Annotated in this window: 17 protein-coding genes and 1 pseudogene; 12 read left to right on the plus strand and 6 right to left on the minus strand. The window is 55.9% G+C overall.

Going from position 1 to position 24005, the window contains the following annotated elements; genetic code table 11:
* Positions 1-377, plus strand: a 377-nt coding sequence (locus ACFCTO_RS09155; protein ID WP_499876773.1) for a helix-turn-helix domain-containing protein, incomplete at its 5' end; no start/stop codon positions are given.
* A 78-nt stretch (positions 378-455) separates the two neighbouring features.
* Here ACFCTO_RS09155 and ychF read toward each other — a convergent pair.
* Positions 456-1562 (minus strand): redox-regulated ATPase YchF, encoded by a 1107-nt coding sequence (ychF, locus tag ACFCTO_RS09160; protein WP_292302102.1) that lies wholly within the window; start codon positions 1560-1562, stop codon positions 456-458.
* Positions 1563-1576: 14 nt separating this feature from the next.
* Positions 1577-2818 carry an LL-diaminopimelate aminotransferase gene (locus ACFCTO_RS09165; protein ID WP_499876774.1) on the minus strand — a complete coding sequence of 414 codons (1242 nt, stop codon included), beginning with the start codon at positions 2816-2818 and terminating at the stop codon, positions 1577-1579.
* Between the two features lie 219 nt (positions 2819-3037).
* Between ACFCTO_RS09165 and ACFCTO_RS09170 the strand changes: the two genes are divergently transcribed.
* Positions 3038-3559, plus strand: a complete 522-nt coding sequence (locus ACFCTO_RS09170; RefSeq protein WP_292302317.1) for a flavodoxin — start codon at positions 3038-3040, stop codon at positions 3557-3559.
* A gap of 514 nt (positions 3560-4073) precedes the next feature.
* On the opposite strand, the gene ACFCTO_RS09175 is transcribed toward ACFCTO_RS09170, so the two are convergent.
* Genes ACFCTO_RS09175 through ACFCTO_RS09185 form a run of 3 tightly spaced genes read right to left on the minus strand, consistent with a single transcriptional unit; the run spans position 4074 to position 7132 of the window.
* Entirely contained in the window at positions 4074-5291 is a 1218-nt protein-coding gene (locus tag ACFCTO_RS09175; protein WP_020723928.1) for an ABC transporter permease, read from the minus strand.
* On the minus strand, positions 5281-5985 hold the full coding sequence (locus ACFCTO_RS09180) for an ABC transporter ATP-binding protein (protein ID WP_292262676.1): 705 nt from the start codon (positions 5983-5985) through the stop codon (positions 5281-5283). Before ACFCTO_RS09180 ends, ACFCTO_RS09175 begins: the two co-directional genes overlap by 11 nt.
* Positions 5986-5998: 13 nt before the next feature.
* Positions 5999-7132: an efflux RND transporter periplasmic adaptor subunit gene (locus tag ACFCTO_RS09185; protein WP_303147600.1), complete on the minus strand. Its 1134-nt coding sequence runs from the start codon at positions 7130-7132 to the stop codon at positions 5999-6001.
* A 188-nt stretch (positions 7133-7320) separates the two neighbouring features.
* Between ACFCTO_RS09185 and ACFCTO_RS09190 the strand changes: the two are divergent.
* The 5 genes and pseudogenes from ACFCTO_RS09190 (at position 7321) to ACFCTO_RS09210 (ending at position 11508) form a co-directional block, all read left to right on the plus strand.
* Positions 7321-8446, plus strand: a pseudogene (locus tag ACFCTO_RS09190) (cytosine permease).
* A gap of 132 nt (positions 8447-8578) precedes the next feature.
* On the plus strand, positions 8579-8782 hold the full coding sequence (locus ACFCTO_RS09195; protein ID WP_292302152.1) for a hypothetical protein: 204 nt from the start codon (positions 8579-8581) through the stop codon (positions 8780-8782).
* Positions 8783-9281: 499 nt separating this feature from the next.
* Positions 9282-10076 (plus strand): enoyl-CoA hydratase/isomerase family protein, encoded by a 795-nt coding sequence (locus ACFCTO_RS09200; RefSeq protein ID WP_020310662.1) that lies wholly within the window; start codon positions 9282-9284, stop codon positions 10074-10076.
* Between the two features lie 27 nt (positions 10077-10103).
* The gene (locus tag ACFCTO_RS09205) at positions 10104-10841 is read left to right on the plus strand and encodes a CoA transferase subunit A (RefSeq protein WP_292300752.1); all 738 of its coding nucleotides are present in this window, start codon (positions 10104-10106) and stop codon (positions 10839-10841) included.
* A 4-nt stretch (positions 10842-10845) separates the two neighbouring features.
* On the plus strand, positions 10846-11508 hold the full coding sequence (locus tag ACFCTO_RS09210) for a 3-oxoacid CoA-transferase subunit B (RefSeq protein WP_292105791.1): 663 nt from the start codon (positions 10846-10848) through the stop codon (positions 11506-11508).
* Between the two features lie 103 nt (positions 11509-11611).
* Here the strand turns inward: ACFCTO_RS09210 and ACFCTO_RS09215 are convergent, their stop codons facing one another.
* Positions 11612-13660, minus strand: a complete 2049-nt coding sequence (locus ACFCTO_RS09215) for a transglycosylase domain-containing protein (RefSeq protein ID WP_292260576.1) — start codon at positions 13658-13660, stop codon at positions 11612-11614.
* A 319-nt stretch (positions 13661-13979) separates the two neighbouring features.
* Between ACFCTO_RS09215 and ppsA the strand changes: the two genes are divergently transcribed.
* The 5 genes from ppsA to ACFCTO_RS09240 all read left to right on the plus strand — a co-directional run bounded on the left by ppsA (position 13980) and on the right by ACFCTO_RS09240 (position 23990).
* On the plus strand, positions 13980-16388 hold the full coding sequence (gene ppsA / locus ACFCTO_RS09220; RefSeq protein WP_499876775.1) for a phosphoenolpyruvate synthase: 2409 nt from the start codon (positions 13980-13982) through the stop codon (positions 16386-16388).
* A 198-nt stretch (positions 16389-16586) separates the two neighbouring features.
* Positions 16587-17225: a transcriptional regulator CcpN gene (gene ccpN / locus ACFCTO_RS09225; protein WP_020310667.1), complete on the plus strand. Its 639-nt coding sequence runs from the start codon at positions 16587-16589 to the stop codon at positions 17223-17225.
* Positions 17226-17227: 2 nt separating this feature from the next.
* Positions 17228-18049: a pyruvate, water dikinase regulatory protein gene (locus tag ACFCTO_RS09230; RefSeq protein ID WP_292260570.1), complete on the plus strand. Its 822-nt coding sequence runs from the start codon at positions 17228-17230 to the stop codon at positions 18047-18049.
* 120 nt (positions 18050-18169) lie between these two features.
* Positions 18170-23011, plus strand: coding sequence for a nucleotidyl transferase family protein (locus ACFCTO_RS09235; protein ID WP_499876776.1), 4842 nt, complete (start codon positions 18170-18172; stop codon positions 23009-23011).
* Positions 22995-23990 (plus strand): Rossmann-fold NAD(P)-binding domain-containing protein, encoded by a 996-nt coding sequence (locus ACFCTO_RS09240; RefSeq protein ID WP_292260565.1) that lies wholly within the window; start codon positions 22995-22997, stop codon positions 23988-23990. The genes ACFCTO_RS09235 and ACFCTO_RS09240 overlap by 17 nt, the downstream gene beginning before the upstream one ends.
* Positions 23991-24005 lie beyond the last annotated feature (15 nt).

The raw sequence follows: 24005 nt of genomic DNA on the forward strand, positions 1-24005 counted from the left end.
TAATGAATTCATCGCGTAACTCCTTTGAGATGATGTGTTTTAGCAGATTCATTATACTTCAAAGGTGTGGTTACGCGATATTTATTTGTTCAAAAAGTTGTAAACTGCTGTCTATGAAAACAGGTGATGAAATGAAATACTACAGCCGCTTAAAGACGCTTCGATTGGAAGCAAGGCTCTCTCAGGCCGACGTGGCCAAAATCTTGAAGTGTTCACAAGTTGGATACGGCATGTATGAATTGGGGAAACGGAAGATCCCCGTAGAAAAGTTGATCCAGCTGGCAAGGCTGTACCACACCTCACTCGATTACATTGCCGGACTGACAGATGAACGGGAGCCCCGCCCAAAACGTCGGGAGGACGATACGAGCCTGTAGAGGCCCTTACGATTAAAACCCATTCGCTAGCCACTAACCACTTAAAAAGGCTTGTCGCATATGCGACAAGCCTTTTTTCTATACATTGAAACGGAAGTACGTGACGTCTCCGTCTTGCATGATGTAATCTTTTCCTTCCAGACGGACCAGGCCTTTTTCTTTGGCAGCTTGTTCACTGCCGCAGGCGATGAGGTCGTCGTAGGACACGATTTCGGCGCGGATGAAGCCGCGTTCGATATCGGTGTGGATCTTGCCGGCCGCTTTCTGGGCTTTCGTGCCGTTGACGATGGTCCAGGCGCGGACTTCGTCAGCACCGGCAGTGAAGAAGTTGATCAGTCCCAAGAGGGAATAGCTGGCTTTGATCAGTTTATCCAGGCCCGATTCGGGCAGGCCCAGTTCTTCCAGGAAGACTTCGGCTTCGTCGTCGGGCAGTTCGGCGATTTCCGCTTCGATCTTGGCTGATACGGCGACGACCTGGGCACCTTCCTTGGCGGCGTATTCTTCGACGCGTTTGACGTTGGGGTTGGCGTCGGGATTGCCGGCTTCATCTTCGGCGACGTTGGCGATGTAGATGATCGGCTTCAAGGTCAGGAGATTGAGGTCTTTGACCTGAGGCAGTTCATCTTTGGTCAGGCCGGCTTTGCGGGCCGGTTCGCCTTCTTCCAGGCAGGCCAGGACTTTTTTCAGGACTGCGTATTCGACTTTGGCTTCCTTGTCGCCGCACTGGGCGACTTTGGCGATGCGGTCAGCCCGTTTCTGTGCCGATTCCAGGTCGGCCAGGCAGAGTTCCGTGTTGATCGTTTCGATGTCGCGGATCGGGTCGATGGAGCCGTCGACGTGGGTGATGTTCGAATCTTCGAAGCAGCGGACGACTTCAGCGATGGCATCGGTTTCACGGATGTGGCTGAGGAATTTATTGCCCAGGCCTTCGCCTTTGGATGCACCGGCGACGAGGCCGGCGATGTCGACGAAGCGCATGACAGCAGGGATTGTTTTTTTCGGTTTATACATGTCGGTCAGGACCTGGATGCGTTTATCCGGGACTTCTACGACGCCGACATTCGGTTCAATCGTGCAGAAGGGGTAGTTTGCCGCTTCTGCGCCGGCCTTGGTAATCGCGTTGAACAGTGTGCTCTTACCGACATTCGGCAGGCCGACGATGCCTACTTCCAGATTGGTACTCAATGGTTAAACCACCTTTATTTGAATAATTTTAAATCAGCAATGCGTTTGACGGCTTCGACCGTGTTTTCTTTGGTGCCGAAAGCGGTCAGGCGGAGGTAGCCTTCGCCGTGGGGGCCAAAGCCCGAACCCGGTGTCGTGACGACGTGGGCTTTTTCCAGGAGCAGGTCGAAGAAGTCCCAGCTCTTCATGCCGTTCGGCGTCTGGACCCAGGCATAAGGCGAGTTGGTAGCGCCGTAGACGGTGAAGCCGGCTTCGGTCAGGCTGTCGCGGATGATGTGGGCATTTTCCATGTAGTATTCGACGTCAGCCAGGCACTGTTTCTGGCCTTCCAGGCTGTAGTAGGCTTCGGCTGCGCGCTGGACGATGTACGGCGTGCCGTTGAAGAAAGTGCACTGGCGGCGGTTCCACAAGGGGTTGAGTTCGACAGCCGTGCCGTCTTTCTTGTAAGCGACGCAGGCATGGGGAACGACGACGTACGAGCAGCGCGTCCCGGTGAAGCCGGCGCATTTGGAGTACGAACGGAGTTCGATGGCCACTTCTTTAGCGCCTTCGATTTCAAAGATGCTGTGGGGAACGTCCGGTTCGGTGATGTACGTTTCATAAGCCGAATCATAGATGATGATGAAGTTGTTTTCTTTGGCAGCTTTGACCCAGTTGGTCAATTCTTCTTTGCTCATGGCCGTGCCAGTCGGGTTGGACGGGTTGCAGAGGTAGACGATGTCGACTTTTTCCTTCGGCGGTTCGGCTTTGAAGCCGTTTTCCGGTGTGCACGGGAGGTAGACGACGCCGTCGTAGATGCCTTTTTCGGCATTCCAGTCGCCCGTGTGGCCGAACATGACGTTCGAGTCGAGGTAGACCGGGTAGACCGGATCGGCTACGGCGAATTTGAGGTCGTCGCCGAAGATTTCCTGGATGCAGGCGACGTCGGTCTTGGCGCCGTCACCGACGAAGACTTCGTCTAATTCGAGGTCGATGCCGCGCTTCTTATAGTCGCCATCGATGATGGCCTGGCGAAGGAAATCATAGCCCTGTTCCGGACCGTAGCCGCGAAAGGTTTCAGCTTTGCCCATTTCGTCGACGGCTTTGTGCATGGCGTCGATGATAGCCGGGGCCAGGGGACGGGTGACGTCGCCGATGCCGAGGCGGATGATATTGGCTTCCGGATGCGCTTTGGAATACGCTTCAACTTTTTTTGCAATCGTTGCAAAAAGATAGTTGCCGGGGAGTTTTAAATAGTTTTCATTTACATGAGCCATAAAGGGACCTCCTTGTATTGCTTAGCTTTGTAATCTATTGACAAACTCTATTTTACTACATTCTATGGGCCTTGGAAAGATACAGGGCGCCTGGCAGGCATGATAAAATAAAATCGCCGTCATTCATGATAGTGATTGAATGGCGGCGATTTTTGCCGTATAATGAAAACTGTATCGGGACTTTTTAGGTCAAACATATCAGGGAGGTTTGATTGACTTATGGATTATCAAGGTAAGAAATGCCTCATTGCATATTTTTCTCACGCCGGCATGAACTATGTCAGCGGCAAGATCGTCGACCTGCCCGTGGGCAATACGGAACGGGCAGCCCAGATGCTGCGCCTGTTCACGGGCGGCGACCTCTTCCATATCCGCACGGCTTCGGTCTATCCCAATGACTATCAGGAAGTCGTCAAGATCGCCAGGAAAGAAAAGGCCGACAATGCCCGGCCGGCCCTGGAAAAGGATCTTCCCAGCATCGACGACTACGACGTCATCTTCCTGGGCTATCCCAACTGGTGCGGCACCATGCCCATGGCATTGTGGACTTTCCTGGAAAACCATGATTTTTCCGGCAAGACGATTTATCCCTTCTGCACCCACGAAGGCAGCGGCGTCGGCCACAGCCTGGAAGACATCCACGCCCTCTGCCCGGATGCCAAACTCGGTAAAAGCCTGGCCCTCCTGGGCACGACCATCGAAGATGCCGAAGACGACATCCGTCGCTGGCTGAGAGATTAGGGGTTCGTGGCTAGTGGTTAGTGGCTAGGGGTTCGTAGGGGCGGCCCGCCGATTGCAGAGCGCCAAGCCTCCCCTGATAGGGGAGGTGGCCCAACGGGCCGGAGAGGTTGAATTTCCAGACTCGCCTATAAGAATCCCATGAACCGTACGACGATTCAAAAGCAACCTCTCAGTCAGCTGCGCTGACAGCTCTCCTGGCAGGAGAGCCGGGACGCCCGCTACAGCTGTCCGTTCTGGCAACCGTTCTGTGCCTTCCGAGGGTCGGCACCTGACGGGCCCAAAAGGCTTTGGGCACATCCCCTGCGAACCACGAACCACGAATCACGAACAACTAAAAATGGGCTGTCGCACGAAGGCTTCTACCATCATGCAAGGTCCCTTTTACTTTATAGTTTGTAGCACAGAGTTTGTAGTTTGCAGAGAAAACCTTCAAATTTAAAGCCATCTGCTAACCACTAACTGCTAGCCACTAACAACTTAAAAGGGCTTGTCGCACGTGCGACAAGCCCTTTTTTTATTCATACCGCAAGGCTTCGATAGGGTCGAGTTTGGCTGCTTTCCGGGCCGGGTAGATGCCGAAGAAGAGGCCGATGCCGACGGAGAAGCTGAAGGAGATGATGATCGGTGCCGCCGTGATGACTGTCTGGAAGAGGCCCGACTTGGCGATAGCCAGGGCGATGCCGACGCCGCAGGCGATGCCCAGGAGGCCGCCGATGACGCCGATGACGACGGATTCGATGAGGAACTGCATCATGATGTTCTGGAAGGTCGCGCCCAGCGCTTTACGGATGCCAATTTCCCGCGTCCGTTCAGTGACGGAGACCATCATGATGTTCATGATGCCGATGCCGCCGACGATGAGCGAAATGGCGGCGATACTGCCCAGGAAGAGGGTCAGCATGGTCGTCGTGCTGGTCATGGTTTCCATGAGGCTCGTCAGGTTGCGGACGTTGAAGTCGTCTTCTTTGCCGTTCATGATGTGATGGCGCTGGCGCAGCAGCGTTTCGACTTCGGACTGGACCTGTTCGATTTTATCGGCGCTGGAGACCTGGATGTTGATGGAGCGGACGTAGGTAATGCCCATGAGGCGTTCCTGGGCCGTCGTCAAGGGGACGATGACGATATCGTCCTGGTCCTGGCCCATGGAGGACTGGCCCTTGCTTTCCAGGACGCCGATGATTTTGTACGGCTGGTTGTTGATGCGGATGTTCTTGCCGACCGGGTTGGCTTCGTCGAAGAGGTTGGACGCGACCGTCGGTCCGATGACGGCGACGCGGTTGCGCGAGTTGAGGTCGCTCTGAGTGATGAAGGAGCCCGACTGGACGACGAGGGAGCGGATGTGTAGGTATTCCGGCGTGACGCCGTAGACCGATGTATTCCAGTTCTGGTTGCCGTTGACGATCTGATAGGAACTGTTGACCGTCGGCGATACATAGTCGATGTTCTTTATCTTGTTCTTGATGGCTGTCGCGTCGTCGTATTTTAATTTCTGGTTCGACCCGGCTGCCGAGCGGACGCCGCCCTGATTGGTCGAGCCGGGCATGACGATGAGCATGTTGCTGCCCAGGCTGGCGATGGAGTTGGTGACGTTCTGCTTGACGCCCATGCCGATGGAAATCATGGCGATGACGGCACCGACGCCGATGATGATGCCCAGCATGGTCAGGATAGAGCGCAGTTTGTTGGACAACAGGGCCGTGACGGCAATCTGTACGCTTTCACTAAATAACATCCATGACGACCCCCTTTCCGGCGTCTTTGGTAATCATGCCGTCCGAGAGCAGGAGCTGGCGGTTGGCACAGGCGGCGATTTCCGGTTCGTGCGTGACCAGGATGATCGTCTTGTGCTCTTCGTGGAGTGCCTCGAAGAGGCGCATGATATCTTTCGTCGATTTCGTGTCCAAGTTGCCTGTCGGTTCGTCGGCCATGATGATATGCGGGTTGTTGACCAGAGCCCGGGCGATGGCGACGCGCTGACGCTGGCCGCCGGACAGTTCGTTGGGCTTGTGGTGGGCCCACGTTTCCAGACCGACGGATTTCAGCTTTTCCATGGCCCGTTCTGCCCGTTCCTTGCGGCCGACGCCGGCGTAGACCAGGGGCAGGGCGACGTTGTCCAGGGCGGAAATGCGGGACAAGAGGTTGAAGTTCTGGAAGACGAAGCCGATGTGCTGGTTGCGGACGACGGCCAGTTCATCGTCGCTGAGGTGAGCGACTTCCTTGCCGCCGAGCTTGTACGAGCCCGACGTGGGCCGGTCCAGGCAGCCCAGGATGTTCATGAGCGTCGATTTCCCGGAGCCCGACGGCCCCATGAGGGCGGCGAACTCGCCTTCTTCGATGTTCAAGGTAATGCCGGCCAGGGCGGCGAAATCTTCACCGCCGATGTGGTATATCTTTTTGATATCTTTCAATTCGATGACATGCTTCATGGCGATGCTTCCTTTACATGGGCGGCGGTCCCTGGCGCCGGTTGTTGTTCGATGACGAAGATTTGCTGGAGGCCGTATAGGTGATGGAAACCTTGTCACCCTGGGTCAGGCCTGAAAGGATTTCCACGTATTCATCGCTGTAGATGCCCGTCGTGACCGGGACCTGTTCGGTCTGGCCGTTGGCGTCGACGCGGATGACATAGGAACCGGAATCGTTGGTCTTCAAGGCGGCGATGGGGACGACCAGGGCATCGTCTTTTTGCGATGTCGTAATGTCGACGCGGGCTGTCATGCCCAGTTTCAGGACGTCGTCCGGGTCATCGACGTCGAGGGTGACGTAATAGTAGATGACGCTGGCCGAGGAGTTTGAAGAGGAGCTCGATGTCGAACTCGTGCCATTCGTATCCCAGGTGTTGCTCGTATCGGTCTTGGCGATTTTCGAGACGTGGGCCGTGAAGGTCCGGTCCGTAAAGGCGTCGACCGTGAAGGTCGCATCCTGACCGACTTGAATCTTGCCGATATCCGTTTCATCGACTTTGGCCAGAATCTGCTTGGTCGACGTGTCGGCGATACGCATGATGACCGTCGGGTTGCTGTTACCCTGGACGGCCATGGTGCCGACGGTCTTCGGTTCGCCGACGACGACGCCGTCCATGGGCGCTGTGATGACCGTTTCGGCGACATCCGATTCGGCCTGGGCTAAGGTACTGACGGCCGTGTCATAGTTGAATTGGGCCGTATCCAAAGCCTGTTTTGTGCCGGCACCGAGGTCGTAGAGCTGCTGGGCCCGGTCGTATTCGACTTTGGTATTCGTGACTTTATATTGAGCCTGGTCGCGCTTGGCTTCATAGTCCTTGCCGTCAAGGATAGCCACGGTCTGGCCGGCTGTGACCCGGTCATTTTCTTTGACCAGGACCTGGCTGATGCGGGCCGTGATTTTCGGTGAGACTTCGACGGAATCGACAGGACTGATGGTACCCGTCGCCGAGACTGTCGAGCGTAGGTCTTTGCGGACGACGTCGGCCGTTTCGATGGCCTTGGCCTGCTTTGCCGTTTGCTGGGACTGGTAATATGTATAGCCGCCAAAGGCGCAGGCAGCTAGGATGACAGCGGCAATGACGATTTTCAGGCGCTTGTCAATTTTCATGGTATCACTCCAAACGTATAAATTAAAAAAAAGACCATATAGTTATTATATTGTTAGCTAAGTATAGCATGACCATAAAGGGGAATAAAGGTAAATGCCCTTTTTCTTAGTAAAGTGAGTTGAAATTGTGACAAAGTGACTGTCCTGCATAGGGTTTTCCCGGCAGATGTGCTATACTAATAGAGTTAATGATTTATATGCAGAAAGGTTGGTATCATATTGTGAATGAACGTAAGACATCTGTCTTTTCTAACGGCCTGTTATGGTTCGGCGCCGGTATTTCCATCGCTGAAATCCTGACGGGCATGCTCCTGGCGCCGCTGGGCTTTGCCAAAGCCTTTGCGGCCATCATCCTGGGCCACCTCATCGGCGGGACGGTCATGTATCTGGCCGGCCTCATCGGCGGGCGGACCGGCGGCAGCGCCATGGAAACGGTGCGCATTTCTTTCGGCACCCAGGGCGCCAAGCTCTTTGCCGGGCTGAATGTCATCCAGCTCGTCGGCTGGACGGCCGTCATGGTCGCCAGTGCCGCCTTGGCAGCCAATACCATCGCCGCCATTGGCGTGTCCTGGTGGAGCCTCATCATCGGAGCCTTCATCGCCTTGTGGATCATCATGGGCCTGAAGAACCTGAGCAAGGTCAACGTCGTCGTCATGGCGGCGCTGTTCATCTTGACCATCGTCCTCAGCCTGGTCGTCTTCAAAGGTGGTACGCCCCAGGTACCGGCAGGCGACCTGACCTTCGGCGGCGCTGTCGAACTGGCCGTCGCCATGCCGCTGTCGTGCCTATTTCATCGCCAGCTCGTGGATGTTCCTCATCGGCATGGGCGCCGCCCTGTTCACCGGTCAGGATGATATTGCGGCCATCATGGTCCAGGCCGGCATGGGCGTGGCCGGGATCCTCGTCGTCCTCTTGTCGACGGTAACGACGACCTTCCTCGATGCCTTTTCAGCCGGCGTCAGCTGCCAGAGCCTGGTTCCCAAGGTTTCGGATAAGGTCCTGGCTCTCATTGCCACCGTCCTGGGCGTCATCCTGGCCATCTTCGCCGCGCCGGACCAGTTCCAGGACTTCCTCTACCTCATCGGCTCGGTCTTTGCGCCGATGACAGCCATCCTCTTGTCGGATTTCTTCATCCTCAAGCAGGACCACACGGCAGACAGCGTCAATTGGCTCAACCTGGTCCTCTGGGTCCTGGGCGTCATCTTGTACCGCTTCCTGCTCAATGTCGACACACCGGTAGGTATTACGGTCCCTGTCGTCGTCATCCTCATGGTCATCAGTGCTTTGGTCCATAAGGTATTGAATAAAGCATAAAGAGATTCTAATATTGAATTGATGAAATGCAAAAATGATTCGCAATTAGCATTGACAAAAAGACATTGAAAAGCGTAAACTTATGCTCAAGCAAGATAATAATGATTGAAGTCTTAAGAGGAGGCTTTTCAGATGGATAAACACTTTACTTTCGATGATATGATCAATACCATGATGCCCCTGCCCATCAACGGCAACGCCAACGGCGAAGGCATCTACTGCCGCGGTCAGGAACTCGTCGCTTCCATGAACCAGCCGAAAGAAACGGCCCGTCAGGAAAAAGAAAACCGCGGATTCGACCTCCGTGGCATCTTCTGCCAGTATTGCATCGATTGATAAAAAGCTAGTGGCTAGTGGCTAGTTGTTAGCGGATGGTTTTAAATTTAAGGGGATTCGCTGCAAACTAAAAACTATAAACTTAAAACTCAAAAAGAGGCTGTCTTCATGCGACAGCCTCTTTTACGTTGTTAGCAGCTAGCGGTTAGGGGCTAGCGGATGGAAAGGATTTAGCCTCTCCTGCTAGGAGAGGTGGCCCAAATGTGCCGGAGAGGTTTAACCCCGTAGGGGCTTGCACATGCGGGGATATGCAGGAATCCCGTGACCCATTTATCTGAAGCGGGCGCCCCACGTGGTCGCCCCTACGAGCTACGAACCACGAGCCCCACGAGCCACTAGCCACGAGCCACGAGCCACGAGCCACTAAAAAGGCGCTGTCGCGAGACAGCGCCTTTTTCATGCCTTTCAAGTATAGGTTTTTTACTAAAATATATGTTATAATATGAATATAAAGAAAGCTTAACTTTCCGTTTTGTTATAGTTGCGAGGAGGGATTCATATGAAGCTCAAAAAATTGCACTATACTGTCGAGGACGGTATTGCTGTCGTTCAGCTCGATTATCCCAAGAATCTCAATGCCATCGATGAAGAAATGGCCGATGAACTGCTCTACGTCGTCCAGGCGGCTGAAGCCGATGAATCGGTGAAAGTCGTCGTCTTCAAAGGTTCTCCCCGTGCTTTTTCGGCTGGTGGCGACATCGGCTACTTCTACCAGCTCATCAAGGCCGGCGGTGACGTCAATATGGACGGCCTCATCGGCAAGGTAGGCAAGGTCACGGACGGCCTGAAGAAGATGAGCAAGATGGTCATCGCCTCGGTCAGCGGTGCCGCAGCCGGTGCCGGTGCCAGCCTGGCACTGACGGCAGATTTTATCATTTGCAGTGAAAACGCCAAGTTCATCATGGCCTTCGTCAACCTGGGCCTGGTCCCCGATACGGGTGGTTCGTATCTGCTGGTCAAACAGCTGGGGCCGAAACGGGCCATGGATATCTGTGCGACCGGCCGGCCGGTGAGCGCTCAGGAAGCCAAGGACCTGGGCATCGTCTACCGCATCGTGCCCAACGAGGACCTCGACGGTGAAACGATGAAATTTGCCAAGAAATTGGCGTCAGGGCCGATCATTTCCTACAAGAATATCAAGCGCCAGATCTATGCAGCCGCCTTTGCCGAATACCAGCACTACCTGGAAAATATCGAAGTCCCGTGCCAGCGCGAATGTGCCCGGACCAAGGATTTCGCCGAAGGCGTCTGCGCGTTCATGGAAAAACGGCGTCCCCATTTTACCGGCCAGTAAGGCTGCTTTGTGAAGGGAGTGAGTACGGTGTTATCGAAAGTATCTTCTCTCCAAGATATCCTGGAACATATCCACGATGGCCAGACCATCATGTTCGGCGACTGGCACGGCCAGTTTGCAGCCGATGAGATTATCGACGGCATGCTGGAAAAAGGCGTCAAGGATATCAAAGCTATCGCCGTATCGGCGGGCTATCCCGGCCAAGGCGTAGGCAAACTCATCGTGGCCCATCGCGTATCGTCCATCATTACGACCCATATCGGCCTCAACCCGGAAGCACTGAAACAGATGCTGGCCGGTGAACTGGCCGTCGAATTCGTTCCCCAAGGGACCTGGGCCGAACGGGTGCGCTGCGGCGGTGCCGGATTGGGCGGCGTCCTCACGCCGACGGGCGTCGGGACGAGTGTCGAAGAAGGGAAACAGAAGCTGGTCATCGACGGGAAAGAATACCTCCTGGAATTGCCGCTCCATGCCGACGTGGCCCTGGTCAAAGCGACCAAAGCCGATACGGCAGGCAATCTCTATTTCCGCATGAATTCACGGGCGACGAACAGTACCATTGCCTATGCTGCTGATTTTGTCGCTGCCGAAGTCGAAGAAATCGTCCCTGTCGGCCAGCTTTCGCCGGAAGAAATCGCCATTCCGGCGCCCGTCGTCGATATGGTCTATGAACGGCAGGGCGAAAAACGCTATGTCTGCCCGATGTGGAAAAAGGCCAGGGCCCGTGCCGAAGCTAAAGCGCGGGAACGGCAGGAAAGGGGATGAGGTCATGGTCGAACGGAAAGGAAGAGCTTTGATTGCCTGGCGGTGTGCCCAATTCTTCAAAAATGGGGATTTCGTCAATTTAGGAATCGGCCTGCCCCTGATGTGCGTCAACTATCTGCCTGAAGGCGTAGACCTCTGGCTGGAAGCGGAAATAGGCACGGTCGGCAGCGGCCCGTCGCCGGATTGGGACCATGTCGACATCGACGTCATCGACGCCGGCGGCCAGCCGGCCTCGGTCATTACCGGCGGCAGCGTCTATGACCACGAAACGTCCTTTGCCTTCATCCGCGGCGGTCATATCGACGCGACTGTCCTGGGAACGCTGCAAGTCGACCAGGAAGGGAATATCGCCAACTGGACCATTCCTGGGAAATTCGCTCCCGGTATGGGCGGGGCCATGGACCTCTGTGCCGGTGTCAAGAAAATCATCGTCGCCACGGACCATTGCGAAAAGAGCGGCCATTCCAAGATACTGAAGAAATGTACGCTGCCCCTGACGGGAGCCCATTGCGTCACCGATATCGTAACCGAACGCTGCTACTTTGAAGTCACACCGCAGGGCCTGGTCCTGCGGGAACTGGCACCGGGCTATACAGTAGAAGATATCCGGGCCTGCACGGAAGCAGACTTCATCGTCCCCGAAACCATCGCCGTCATGGGCGGATGAAAGAAAGAGAGCGGGGCCCTACGAGCCACGAGCCACGAGCCACTAACTGCTAGCTGCTAACGGCTAAAAAGGGCTTGTCGCATATGCGACAAGCCCTTTTTCACTATTCCTTATTATTGCGGTCGGCTTGTTGTCTGGCCGGCTGCTGGGTCTGTTGTTTGGATTTTTCTTTGGTCGTCGTTTTTTCGGTCGTAGCCGATTTTTTCTTCGGTTCTTCCCGGTCGTCGCTGCGGACGCTGTTACTGGAAGATGAAGACGACGTCGTTTCTTTACGGCGTTCCATGCCTGACGGGGCGGAGAAGTCGCCACCCGATTCATCGGACGTAGCCGACGACATGTAATCCTTCCAGATTTCTGCCGGGATCGTGCCGCCGTAGATTTCGCCTAAGCTGTGCGAACCCGTATCGTCGCCAATCCAGACGGCTGTGACGATATCCGGCGTGTAGCCGACGAACCAGGCGTCTTTGTTGTCGTCTGTCGTACCGGTCTTGCCGGCAGCCGGACGGCCGATGGCGGCGGCTGTCCCTGTGCCGTGGTCGATGACGCCTTCGAGCATGGTCGTCATTTCATAGGCTTCCCGTTCGGACATGACGCGGGTCTTCGTTTCTTCTTTTTCTAACGTCGATGCGTCTTCCAGGACGTTGCCGTTGCGGTCGAGGATTTTGACGATAGCCGTCGGTTTGACGTGGACGCCCTTATTGGCAAAGGTGCCATAAGCACTGGCCATTTCCAGCGGCGTGACGCCTTTGGTCAGGCCGCCCAGGGCCATGGCCAGGTTGTCGTCTTTGGCGTCGAGGGTGGTGATGCCCATCTTCTTGGCATTGGCGATGATGTTCTTCGTGCCGACTTGGTCAGCCAGCTGGACGGCGATGGTGTTGACCGAGTGGGCCAGGGCATCGCTGAGGGTCATGGTACCGCTGTAGGAGCCGCCGGCGTTCTTCGGACTCCAGCTGCCGTAGGTGACGGGCTGGTCGTTCATGGTCGTATCCGGCGTCATGTCGTGCTGCAGCGCCGTCAGGTAGACGAAGGGCTTGAAGGCCGAACCAGGCTGGCGGACAGCCATGCTGGCGCGGTTGAAGCTGTCCTGTCCGCGGCCGCCGACCATGGCCAGGATGTGGCCCGTCTTGGGGTCGATGGAGACGATGGCTGCCTGCGGCTGAGTCAGGCCGTTTTCGTCAGTGTAGTTGTTGGGCAGGTTGCGCATGGCCCGGACGGCGGCGTGCTGCTTGTCGACGTCCATGGTCGTGTAGATCTTGAGGCCTTCCTTATAGAGGGCATCGTCGCCGTATTTCTTGGCGACCTGCTGGGAGACGTAGTCGATGAAGGATGCATATTCGTCGGCTTCTTTGGACTGATGGCTCTTGGAGAGGCCCAGGTCCTGGTTCTTGGCGTCTTCCGCTTCGGCAGCCGATACGTAGCCGTATTTGACCATCTGGTCGAGGACGACGTTCTTGCGCTTCTTGGCTTCGTTCAAGTTGTTGAAGGGCGAGTAGTAGTTCGGGCTCTTAGGCAGGCCGGCCAGCATGGCGCACTGCGTCAGGGTCAGTTCGTTGACGTCTTTGTTGAAATACGTTTTGGCCGCTGTCTGGATGCCATAGGCACCCTGGCCGAAGTAAATCTGGTTCATGTACATTTCCAGGATTTCTTTTTTACTGTATTTGTGTTCGATTTCCAGGGCCAGCATGGCTTCCTGTATCTTACGCTTCAATGTCTGTTCCTGGGACAGGAAGGCGTTCTTGGCCAGCTGCTGGGTGATGGTACTGCCGCCCTGGGCGATGCCGCGGTTGGTCAGGTTGGCAAAGATGGCGCGGAAGATGCCGATAGGGTCGATGCCGATGTGTTCATAGAAGCGGTTGTCTTCGGCAGCGATGAAGGCATTCTGCAGATTCTGCGGCACTTTGTTGATGTCGATGGGCAAGCGGTTCTGATCGGAATGAAGGGTCGTGATCAGCCGGCCGTGGGAATCGAAGACCTGTGATGAAACGGCAGGCCGCATGTTATTGCCTACAGCAGGCAAACTTTGATAGGCAGCAAAAATATAGCCAAACCCTAAGCCTGCGAAAACGACAAGGCATAAGGCGATGAAAAGGCGGATGCGGCGAAGGGGACCGGCTTTTTTGGCTTTTTTTGCTCTGCGTCTGGGTGTATACATTTTTTCCTCCTACGTGACGACGTAATCGTTCAAGATGAGCAGGTAATGAGACATTACTAATTTCTTATTATATCACATCATACATCATTATCCTATATAGGCGGGACAGGTTGAAAAAATTTAAAGTCTTTTTGGTGATTAAATCGTTTTACGCTACACGGAATCCGAAAATATTTCATATGTAGTATACTCTTTAAAAGAGTATCATGTAGCTTTTTTAGAAATGCCATTGACAATCGCAGAGAAATAGCGTACTATAAACGTAACAAGCAGACAATTTAGCGTACACGCTTGGTTATAATAGAAGGAGGTAAGGATTATGGCAAAGGACAGAGAAAAAGCATTTGTATTGTGGTTCGATGAACTGCGCAGAGCCGATGTAGCTCTCGTAGGCGGTAAATCGTCTTCCCTCGGTGAATTGACGTCTCAGACGGATGTTCCCGTTCCCTATGGGTTCGCGACGACAGCCGAAGGCTATCGCCATTTCATGCATGAAACGGGCATGGACGTCAAGATCCCGGAATTACTGAAAGGCCTGACCGACGTCGAAGATGCTGTCCAGCTCCGCGATGTGACGGCAAAGATCCGCAAGGCCATCTGTGATGCAGAAATGCCGGCCGACTTGGCAGCCGATATCCGCAAGAGTTACGAAGAATTGGGCAAGAAAGTCGGCGAAGCCAATCCTTTCGTCGCCGTCCGCTCCAGTGCAACCGCTGAAGACCTGCCGGACGCCAGCTTTGCCGGTCAGCAGGATACGTACCTCAACGTCCAGGGGGCTGACATGGTCATCCAGAAGGTCAAGGAATGTTACGCATCGACCTTTACCGACCGCGCTACGTACTACCGCACGAAACAGGGCTTCGATCATCTCTCCGTCGCTTTGAGCGCCGCTATCCAGATGATGGTCTTCTCCAAAGCTGCCGGCGTCATGTTCACCGTCGACCTGGTCACGGGCGATGATTCGACGATTACCATCGAAGGGGCCTGGGGCCTCGGCGAATATGTCGTACAGGGCACGGTTACGCCGGATAACTTCAAAGTCCGCAAGGATGACCTGACCATCCTCTCCAAGATGATCAATACCAAACCGATCGAACTGGTCCGCAAACCGGGCGGCGATTGCGAAGAAAAACTCGTTCCGCCGGAACTGCAGAAACAGCAGGTCATTACGGACGAACAGGTAAAGGAACTGGCTACGTACGCCAAAGCTATTGAAAAGCATTACGGCTGCTACATGGATATGGAATGGGGCGTCGACGAACGGACCAATAAGGTATGGCTCCTCCAGGCCCGTCCGGAAACGGTATGGTCCAAGAAAAATAAAGAAAAGAAAGAAGCCGCTGCCGAAAAGGCCGCTGTCACGACGGACCGCAACGTCGTCGTCAAAGGCCTGCCGGCCAGCCCGGGCAGCGCTGCTGGCAAAGCCCATGTCATCCTCGACCCGTCGAAGATCGCTGAATTCAAAGACGGTGAAATCCTGGTTACGACCATGACTGCTCCGGACTGGGTACCGGCCATGAAGAAAGCCAAGGCCATCGTCACCGATGCCGGCGGCATGACCTGCCACGCTTCCATCGTCAGCCGTGAACTGGGCATCCCCTGCATCGTCGGCACGAAGAGCCGCAGCGTCGAAGCGACGACGACCATCCAGGATGGCGCAGAAATCACGGTCGATGCGACGAACGGCATCGTCTATGAAGGCATCGTCGCCGACATCGTCAAACCGGAAGCTGCTGAAGCCCCGGCCGGCCAGGCTGCAACGACCGTCGTCGCCGCCGAAGCCGCTCCGATTACGGGCACGAAGATTTACATGAACCTGGGCAACCCGGATCTGGCTGAAAAATACGGCAAACTGCCTTGCGACGGCATCGGCCTCATGCGCGAAGAATTCATCTGGACGACCTTCATTCATGAACACCCGTTATACCTCATCGAAACGGGCCGGGCTGACCACGTCGTCAATCAGTTGTCCGAAGGTATCCGCAAAGTCTGCCAGGCACTGGCTCCGCGTCCGGTCACGCTGCGCCTGAGCGACTTCAAATCGAGTGAATACCGCAACCTGACAGGCGGTGACAAATACGAACCGCAGGAAAGCAGCGCCCTCCTCGGCTGGCGCGGTGCTTCCCGTTACTATGATCCGAAATACGTCGAAGCCTTCAAGCTGGAACTGAAAGCTGTCCGCAAAGTCCGCGAAGAATACGGCTACAAGAACCTCAACGTCATGATCCCCTTCTGCCGCCGTGTCGATGAAATGCAGAAAGTCGTCGACCTCATGGCTCAGGAAGGCCTCCACCGCGGTCCGGACTTCAAGGTCTGGCTCATGGCTGAAATCCCGTCCAATATCATCCTGGCCGACCAGTTCAACCAGTTCGTCGATGGCTATTCCATCGGCTCCAACGACCTGACCATGCTCATCATGGGCTGCGACCGCGACAACGATACGGTAGCACCGCTCTTCGATGAACGCAACCTGGCAGTCAAACGGGCTATCCGCCATCTCATCGCCGTAGCCCATAAGGACGGCAAGACCGTTTCCATCTGCGGCCAGGCACCGAGCGTCTATCCGGACTTCGCTGAATTCCTGGTCAAGAGCGGCATCGATTCCATCTCGGTCAACCCTGATGCCGTCGTATCGACACGGAAACACGTGGCACAAGTCGAACAGCGTATCCTCCTCGATTCGCTGACTGGCAAGGGCCGTGCTGATACAGAAGATTATACGTGGTAATAGCATATCCGATTTATGAGTAATAGAAAGGCGGTCCCAAAAGAAAAACAGACTTTTGGGCCGCCTTTTTCTCATACTAGGACCTTGTATTATACACTATTTGCATATTATACATCTTATATCGCGGGATGTTTTTATATATGTTATGATAATAAGTGAATAAGAGAACGCTTGCTATGTAGGGGGTGAAAAGACGCTATGTTATCGGAACGTCAGGAAACGATTTTACAGATTGTAAAGGAAAACAGTCCGATTACGGGCCAGCATATTGCCAACCGGCTCCACGTGACGCGGGCAGCCCTGCGCTCGGACCTGGCCATCCTGACCATGTTAGGGCTCATCGATGCGCGGCCGAAATTAGGCTACTTTTTTACGGGCAATAAAGAAAAAGACCTGCTCTCGCGGGCCATCACGGATATCACCATTGATTCCTGCCTGTCACAGCCTGTGATCGTCGGTGAGCATACGAGTGCTTACGATGCGATCATCGCCATGTTTACGGAAGATGCGGGGACCGTCTTTGTCGGGACGGACAATATCCTGGCCGGCGTCGTATCGCGAAAGGATTTATTGAAAACGGCTATGGGCAGCAATGACCTGCGGGCCCTGCCGGTGCGCATGGTCATGACGCCAGTGAGCAAAGTGATCTATGCCCAGCCTGAGGAAAAGGCTATCGTCGCCGCTCAGCGCCTGATCGAATATGAAATCGACTGCCTGCCTGTCGTCGAGGTCGAAAGTACCGATGAAGACGACAAGAAGGAATTGAAGATCCTCGGCAGGATATCAAAAACGAACATAACCCGTCTCTTTGTAGAATGTGGGTTAGGGAGGAGATAACTGTGGAAAAACCGATTATTTATGCCTGCTCAGACTCGCTTGGTGAAACGGCTGAACGCGTCGCCCGGGCAGCAGCCAGCCAGTACGACAAGCAAGAATTCAACATCATCCGCGTACCGTACATCCGGTCGGAACAGCAAATCGAGGAGCTGGTCTGCAAGGCCGAAGCTCACAATGCCATGATCTGCTACACCATCATTTCGCCGACCCTGCGCCGGAAACTGCGGGAACTGACTAAGTCGGCCAACGTCACCGTCGTCGATATCATCGGCCCCATGCTGGCCGGTGTCGGCACCCTGACGGATACGGAACCGACTTTGAAGGCCGGCATGATCCATCAGCTCGACGAAGAATATTTCAAACGCGTCGAAGCTATCGAATTCGCCGTCAAATACGACGACGGCAAGAACCCCATGGGCTTCTTGAAGGCCGATATCGTCATCGTCGGCGTCTCGCGCACGTCGAAGACGCCCCTTTCCATGTACCTGGCCCATAAGCGCATCAAAGCGGCCAACCTGCCGCTGGTGCCGGAAGTCAGCCTGCCGCCGGAACTGTTCCAGATCCCGGCCCGCAAGATCGTCGGCCTCATCATCGACCCGTTCAAGCTGAATTTCATCCGTTCGGAACGGCTGCGCAGCATGGGGCTCGATGCCAACGCCAGCTACGCCAATATCGAACGCATCAATGAAGAACTGGAATATGCCCGCGGTGTCATGCGCCGCCTCCATTGTCCCATCATCGATGTGTCGTCCAAGGCTATCGAAGAAACGGCAAACCTGGTCATGGAAATCGTCAAACGCAATAAAGAACTGTATCCAGAATAAAATCAGCCAATGGCGGCGAGGGGGGCTTGTTGCATCATGGTTCTTACCATTATGCAAGGGCCCTTTTTGCGTCACTGCGTGAGGTTTGACATTACGACATCAAACTTCGGAAGGAGCACTATGAAAGATTCGACGACAGCCATTTTCACGTCCCTGTCGGCGGCTCTGGAGAGCCGGCATTTTTTGGCGACGCTGGGAATGGAAAAAGATGAAATGACGGCCTGGATACGCCGCAGCCGCCTGCGGTCCCTGGCCGATGAATTACAGCACTGCCGCGACGGGGAAGGGCGCTTTTCTTCGCCTGCTGTCGTCGCGGCGGCCAAACCCTATCTGGACTGCCTCCGGGACGAACCGGCCGGCGGCTGGCTGCGCTGCTGCCATCAGCGCGTCCTGGCCCGCCTCTTTCCCGGTTCCTGCCAGGGCCCGGAGGCCATGGCCCTGACAGGGCGCGGAAGTCATGGCGACATCTACCGGCGGGGCTGCCTGATCCTCATGCAGGTCCTGCGCGGCCTCTACCGCTATGAACGCCAGGTTCTGCCCTTCGACCCCAAGCGGGACATGCTCATGGTATCGGTCCAGGAAATCATGGCCCACGGCTACACCAAGGAATACCTGCGCCTGCGTACACTGGCTGCCGACGATTATATTTATGAATTCATGCGCATCGGCGTCGACATTACGCCTTTCAATACGCTGGGCCACGTCGGCGGCGTCCACTACGTCGCCGTTTACGCAGCCCGACAGCTGGCGCGGAACGGCATCCCCGTCGACGTCGCCCTCATTTCCGGCGCCGCTGCCTGCCATGATATCGGCAAGTACGGCTGCAAGAAGAATGAAGAGAAGCGGGTCCCTTATTTACATTATTATTATACGGGCATGTGCTGCCGCCGCCTGGGCCTGCCGGGTATCGGCCACATCGCGGCTAACCATTCCGTCTGGGACCTGGAACTGGAAAACCTGTCCGTCGAATCGCTGCTGCTCATTTATGCCGATTTCCGCGTCAAGAGCAGCCGCGATGCCCAGGGAAAGGAAATCGTCCATTTCTATTCCTTGGCCCAGGCCTTCGACGTCATCCTGGGGAAGCTGGATAATGTCGACGACGCCAAGCGCCAGCGCTATCAGAAAGTCTATGCTAAATTGGCGGACTTTGAAGATTTCATGAAAGAACACGGCGTCGTCACCGAACTGCCTGCCGACTTCGCCTGGGAACCGGCCGACCCGCCGCAGCCCATCCATCGGGAAAAGGTCCTCCTCGAAGGCAATGACGTCATTGCCCAGCTCAAATATGCCGCCATCGACCACAACATCCGCCTCATGAGCATCTTCCGCGATGAAAGCGATTTTGGCAACCTCATCGAAGCGGCCCGCAGCGAGCGGCAGTGGAAGAATGTCCGCACGTATATCGGCATCTTCGAGGAATATTCGACGTACATGACGGAGCATCAGAAGCTCATGACCTTGAAGTTCCTCTACGAGCTCTTGTCCCACCGCGAAGGCGACATCCGCCTGCAGGCGGCAGCCCTCATGGGACGCATCATCGCCAATTTCAACGATACGTATACCAAGGAACTGCCCGAAGGCGTCTCCCTGCCGGCCAAGGCCGTGACCAACCTGTCCCTGTTCACGACCTACCTGGACCGCATCATCTGCCCGGATATCCGCTTCACCGAGCAGCACAAGCTGTGGATCGGCTACTGCCTGAGCACCTTTGTGTCGGCCGTCCTGCACCGCTGTGCCCGGTCCCAGCGTCCCCGCTATACGGCCGTCATGGGACCGTATTATGAACGGCGCAATTACAGTGAAGAAGAGTATATCATCCTCTTGAAGGTCCTGGCCGACATGGACCGGGACTATCTGGACGAAGCCTTTATGGCCGCCGCCGGCCCCTTCATCGAAAGGGCCAAGCAGAGTGAATCCTTCAACCTGCGCGTGGCCGCCCTGAACTGCGCCCGCCACGTCTTTGCCGACTATACGGACGACTTGTACTATAAGGACCTGCTCAAGGTCATGAACCTGCCTGAAGGGCGGGACGCCTTCTTTGAACGGGAAGGCAACCTCTTCCTGGTCGACCTCAAGATGGGGACCCACTGGGTCGTCAAAGTGGCCAACCTGGAACTCATGCTGCGCTACATCGACGACCAGAGCGATGCCGGCAGCGTCATGCATCTCGGGACCCATCTGACCAATCTGCTCAAGGTCAGCGAATCCATCTTCGTCCGCCGCGCCGCCGGCAACAGCCTGCTCAAAATCGCCTCGAACATGACTTATGCCCAGCGCAACGAACTGACGGTCGAACTGTTCAACGGCTTGGAAATCGGCGACCCGCAGATTTCTAAATACGTGCCGGAATTTTTGGGCAAGATGATCCTCAAGCTGCCGCCGCGGGAGTTCGACGAATTCGTCAAGACCATCGAAGGCCAGCTGCTGACGGTCAACATCCCCTTGGCAGCGTCCATGGTCCAGACAGTGGGCATCATTTTGGAACAATTCGACGAATTTGCCAAAGAGTTCTCAGAAGACCCGGCAGTCAACGAAAAGCGCCAGCGCCGCCTGCTGTACATCATGATTAAGGCCTATGCCCATTACAATAAGGAACTGAGCCGCGACGCCTTCCGCGATTTAGGGAAATTCATCTTCCACAGCCCGCTCATGCCGGACGAACGGAAAGATTTCCTCTTCAGCCACTGCTATAAGAAACTCCTGGTCCTCCTCGATGAGAACAGCGAAGAAAACCTGGATTTCTACAGCAATTCGGCCGTGCTCAACCATATTTACCGCTACATCAGCCAGCACGAATTCGCCAGAGGGCCCTTTACCTTTGAAACAGGCCGCAAGCCCTGCTTCTATCCGGGGACCTTCGACCCCTTCAGCCTGGGCCACAAGGCCGTGGCCTGCAAGATACGCGACCTGGGCTTCGACATTTACCTGGCCCTCGATGAATTTTCCTGGTCCAAGCACACCCAGCCGCGGCTCATGCGCCGCAAGATCATGAACATGTCCGTCGCCGATGAAGAGAACATGTATCCCTTCCCGGACGATATCCCCATCAACATCGCCAATCCGGCGGACATCAAGGAGCTCAAGGACATCTTTGCCGGCCGGGACCTGTACATCGCCGTCGGCACGGACGTCATCGAAAATGCATCGGCTTACCGGGCCGTACCGACGCCGGACTCGATCCATACGGTCAACCATATCGCCTTCGCCAGGGAGACGCGGGAAAATGCCGAACCGGACCAGCATGAAAAGACCTACGGCATCCAGGCCAAGGTCATCCGCCTGACGCTGGACAAGTTCTACGAAGACATCAGCTCGACGAAGATACGCGAGAACATCGACCTCAACCGGGATATTTCCAACCTCATCGACGCCGTGGCCCAGAACTTCATTTACGACAACAACCTCTACCTGCGCGAACCGGCGTACAAGCACGTCCTGGAAGCCCGGGAAATCGGCATCGGCTCTTTCAAGCCGCGCGGCGCCGAAAGCCTGTGGCCCATCTGCAGCGCCCTCTGGGATAAAGGCTACCATACGGAGACCGTCGACAGCTACGTCGAAAAGGACTACGTCTGGACGCTGTACATCGACGACGCCAGCCAGGAGCGCAAGATGATCGCTTACGCCGCCGTCCACCGCGTGGGCTCCCGCGATTTGCTGCGCGAGTTCCACGACTCGGCCATTGCCTCGCACATCCGCGATGCCGCTGACGGAGGCATTGCCTGCATCGGCTTTCTCTATGCCGACGACATGGCCGGCATTGCCAATGTCAGCCAGATCATCATTACGGAAATCCTGACAGAGCTCATTGCCCGCGACTACGCCTACGCTGTTTACCATCCCGTCGATCCGGCCGGCTGCGAGCAGCCCGTCATCGACGCATTGCGCCGCCAGGGGTTCGTCAACATTGCGCCGCCGGAAGAGACGCCGATTTATGCAGTCAACATGAAATCGCCCATCGTCATTTTCCGCGACGTCGAAACGACCATCAAGAACCCCTTCAACAAGAATCCCCGCGTCCGCCGGGCCATCTACGAGGCCCACAACAATCTGTTGTCGGTCATGAACCACATTTATCCGGGCCAGCTCATCCTGTCCTTCAACATGAGTGCCTTTTATAATAAGATCATCAAGAAAGTCGCTGAAATCAACGGCGTTTCCATCGTCGAAGACAAGAAGAAGCGCCGCGGCCCGTACATGACCGTTCCCTTTGGCAAGGCCCTGAGCGACGTCCTCGTGCCCAACACGGTGACCAAGGGCCTGCACATCGATAAGTATTTCGACCGCACGGTCAAGTCTTTTACCATCGCCGAATGTCAGCACTATTCGTCTGTCGACAATCAGGTCAAGACCATCAAGTCCTTCGACAGGCCGGTCATCCTCATCGACGACCTCCTGCACAAAGGCCACCGCATGCGCATGCTGACGCCCTACCTGGAACAGAACGGCGTCGAAATCAAGGAAGTCCTGGTCGGCGTCATGACCGGTCAGGCCATGGACATGATGGAAGAAAAGGACATCCGCGCCGAGAGCGCTTATTTCCTGCCAAGCCTGGAAGTCTGGCTCAACGAAAGGGACTGCTATCCCTTCATCGGCGGCGACAGCCTGGACAATGCCCATAACTACAGCGGCTACGGCCGCAATCCGTCGATCAACCTGGTCCTGCCCTATGTCAAGCCGGCTTTCATCGGCAAGGGCAACAGCGACGCCGACTACTTATACTCCCTGACGTGTCTGCAAAATGCCGCATCTATCATGGAGACATTGCAGGACGTCTACCAGGAAACCTTTGAAAAACGCCTGACCCTGAAGCGGCTCGGCGAAGTCATTACCTACCCGCGCATCCCCGATATCGACGTCGGCGTCAAGTTCGATGAGAACATGGATCCGACGCGCTTCATCAAGAACGATATCGAACGGCTCATCCGCCTGCGCTGGGGGGAAGGAGATGGAGAACTTGAATAAATGGATACATGATCTGCCCGGAGAAATCGGAGCCTCTGCCATGCCCCTAGACAGGGCACCGCAGCTGGCCGGGAAGGCCCGCGTCCATATCGTCGCCTTGGGCGATGTGGGCACGACCATGCTCATCGGCCTGCTCCTGGCCGGCCAGGACGTCATCGGTTCTGTCGGCATGTGCGATATCAACGAGAAGAACCTGGCCCGCCTGGAAATGGAGATGAACCAGATACGCTACCCCTTTGCCGGCCTGGATGGCTGTGACGACCCGGTCCTGCCGGCCGTGACCATCGTCCCGGAAAAAGACGTCTTCGACTGCGATGTCTTCATTTTCTGTGCCAGCAAGGGCGTACCGCCTGTCGGCGCCGGCGGCGACGTGCGCATGGCCCAGCTCGAAGCCAACCGCAGCCTCGTCGCCCATTATGCGGCCCTGGCCCGCCAGGCCGGCTTCGGCGGCCAGGTCTGCATCGTATCGGACCCGGTCGACCCCTTGTGCCGCGCCTTTTTGACTGCTTCCGGCCTCCATCCGTCGCAGATCCAGGGCTACGGCCTGGGCGTCATGCATGCCCGGGCCTGCTACTATGCGAAGAAGGATCCGCGCTTCGCCCATTATCTGCAAGAAGGCCGCGCCTTTGGACCCCACGGGGCAGACCTGGTCATCGCCGACCGCCTCGACGGCTATGATGACGCGCTGTCCAGGGAACTGACGGACCTCGTCGTCCATGCCAACGTCGCCGTCCGCGACCTGGGCTACAAGCCCTACATCGCCCCGGCCCTGTCGTCGGCGGCCTTGTCGATCATCCTGACCCTGCGCGGCCAGTGGCATTACGGGTCGGTCTACCTCGGCGATGCATCGAAAGGCGCTTTCTTCGGCGTCAAGAACCGCGTCGCCGGCGGCTGCGTGACCTATGAAGACGTCTGTGCCTGCCCGGCCCTCTATGCGCGCTGGAAACGGGCTTATACGGCACTGAGCCGCCTCGTATAGGAAGGGGGCCTTGCC

The organism is Megasphaera indica (assembly GCF_046614755.1).
Taxonomy (GTDB): domain Bacteria; phylum Bacillota; class Negativicutes; order Veillonellales; family Megasphaeraceae; genus Megasphaera; species Megasphaera intestinihominis.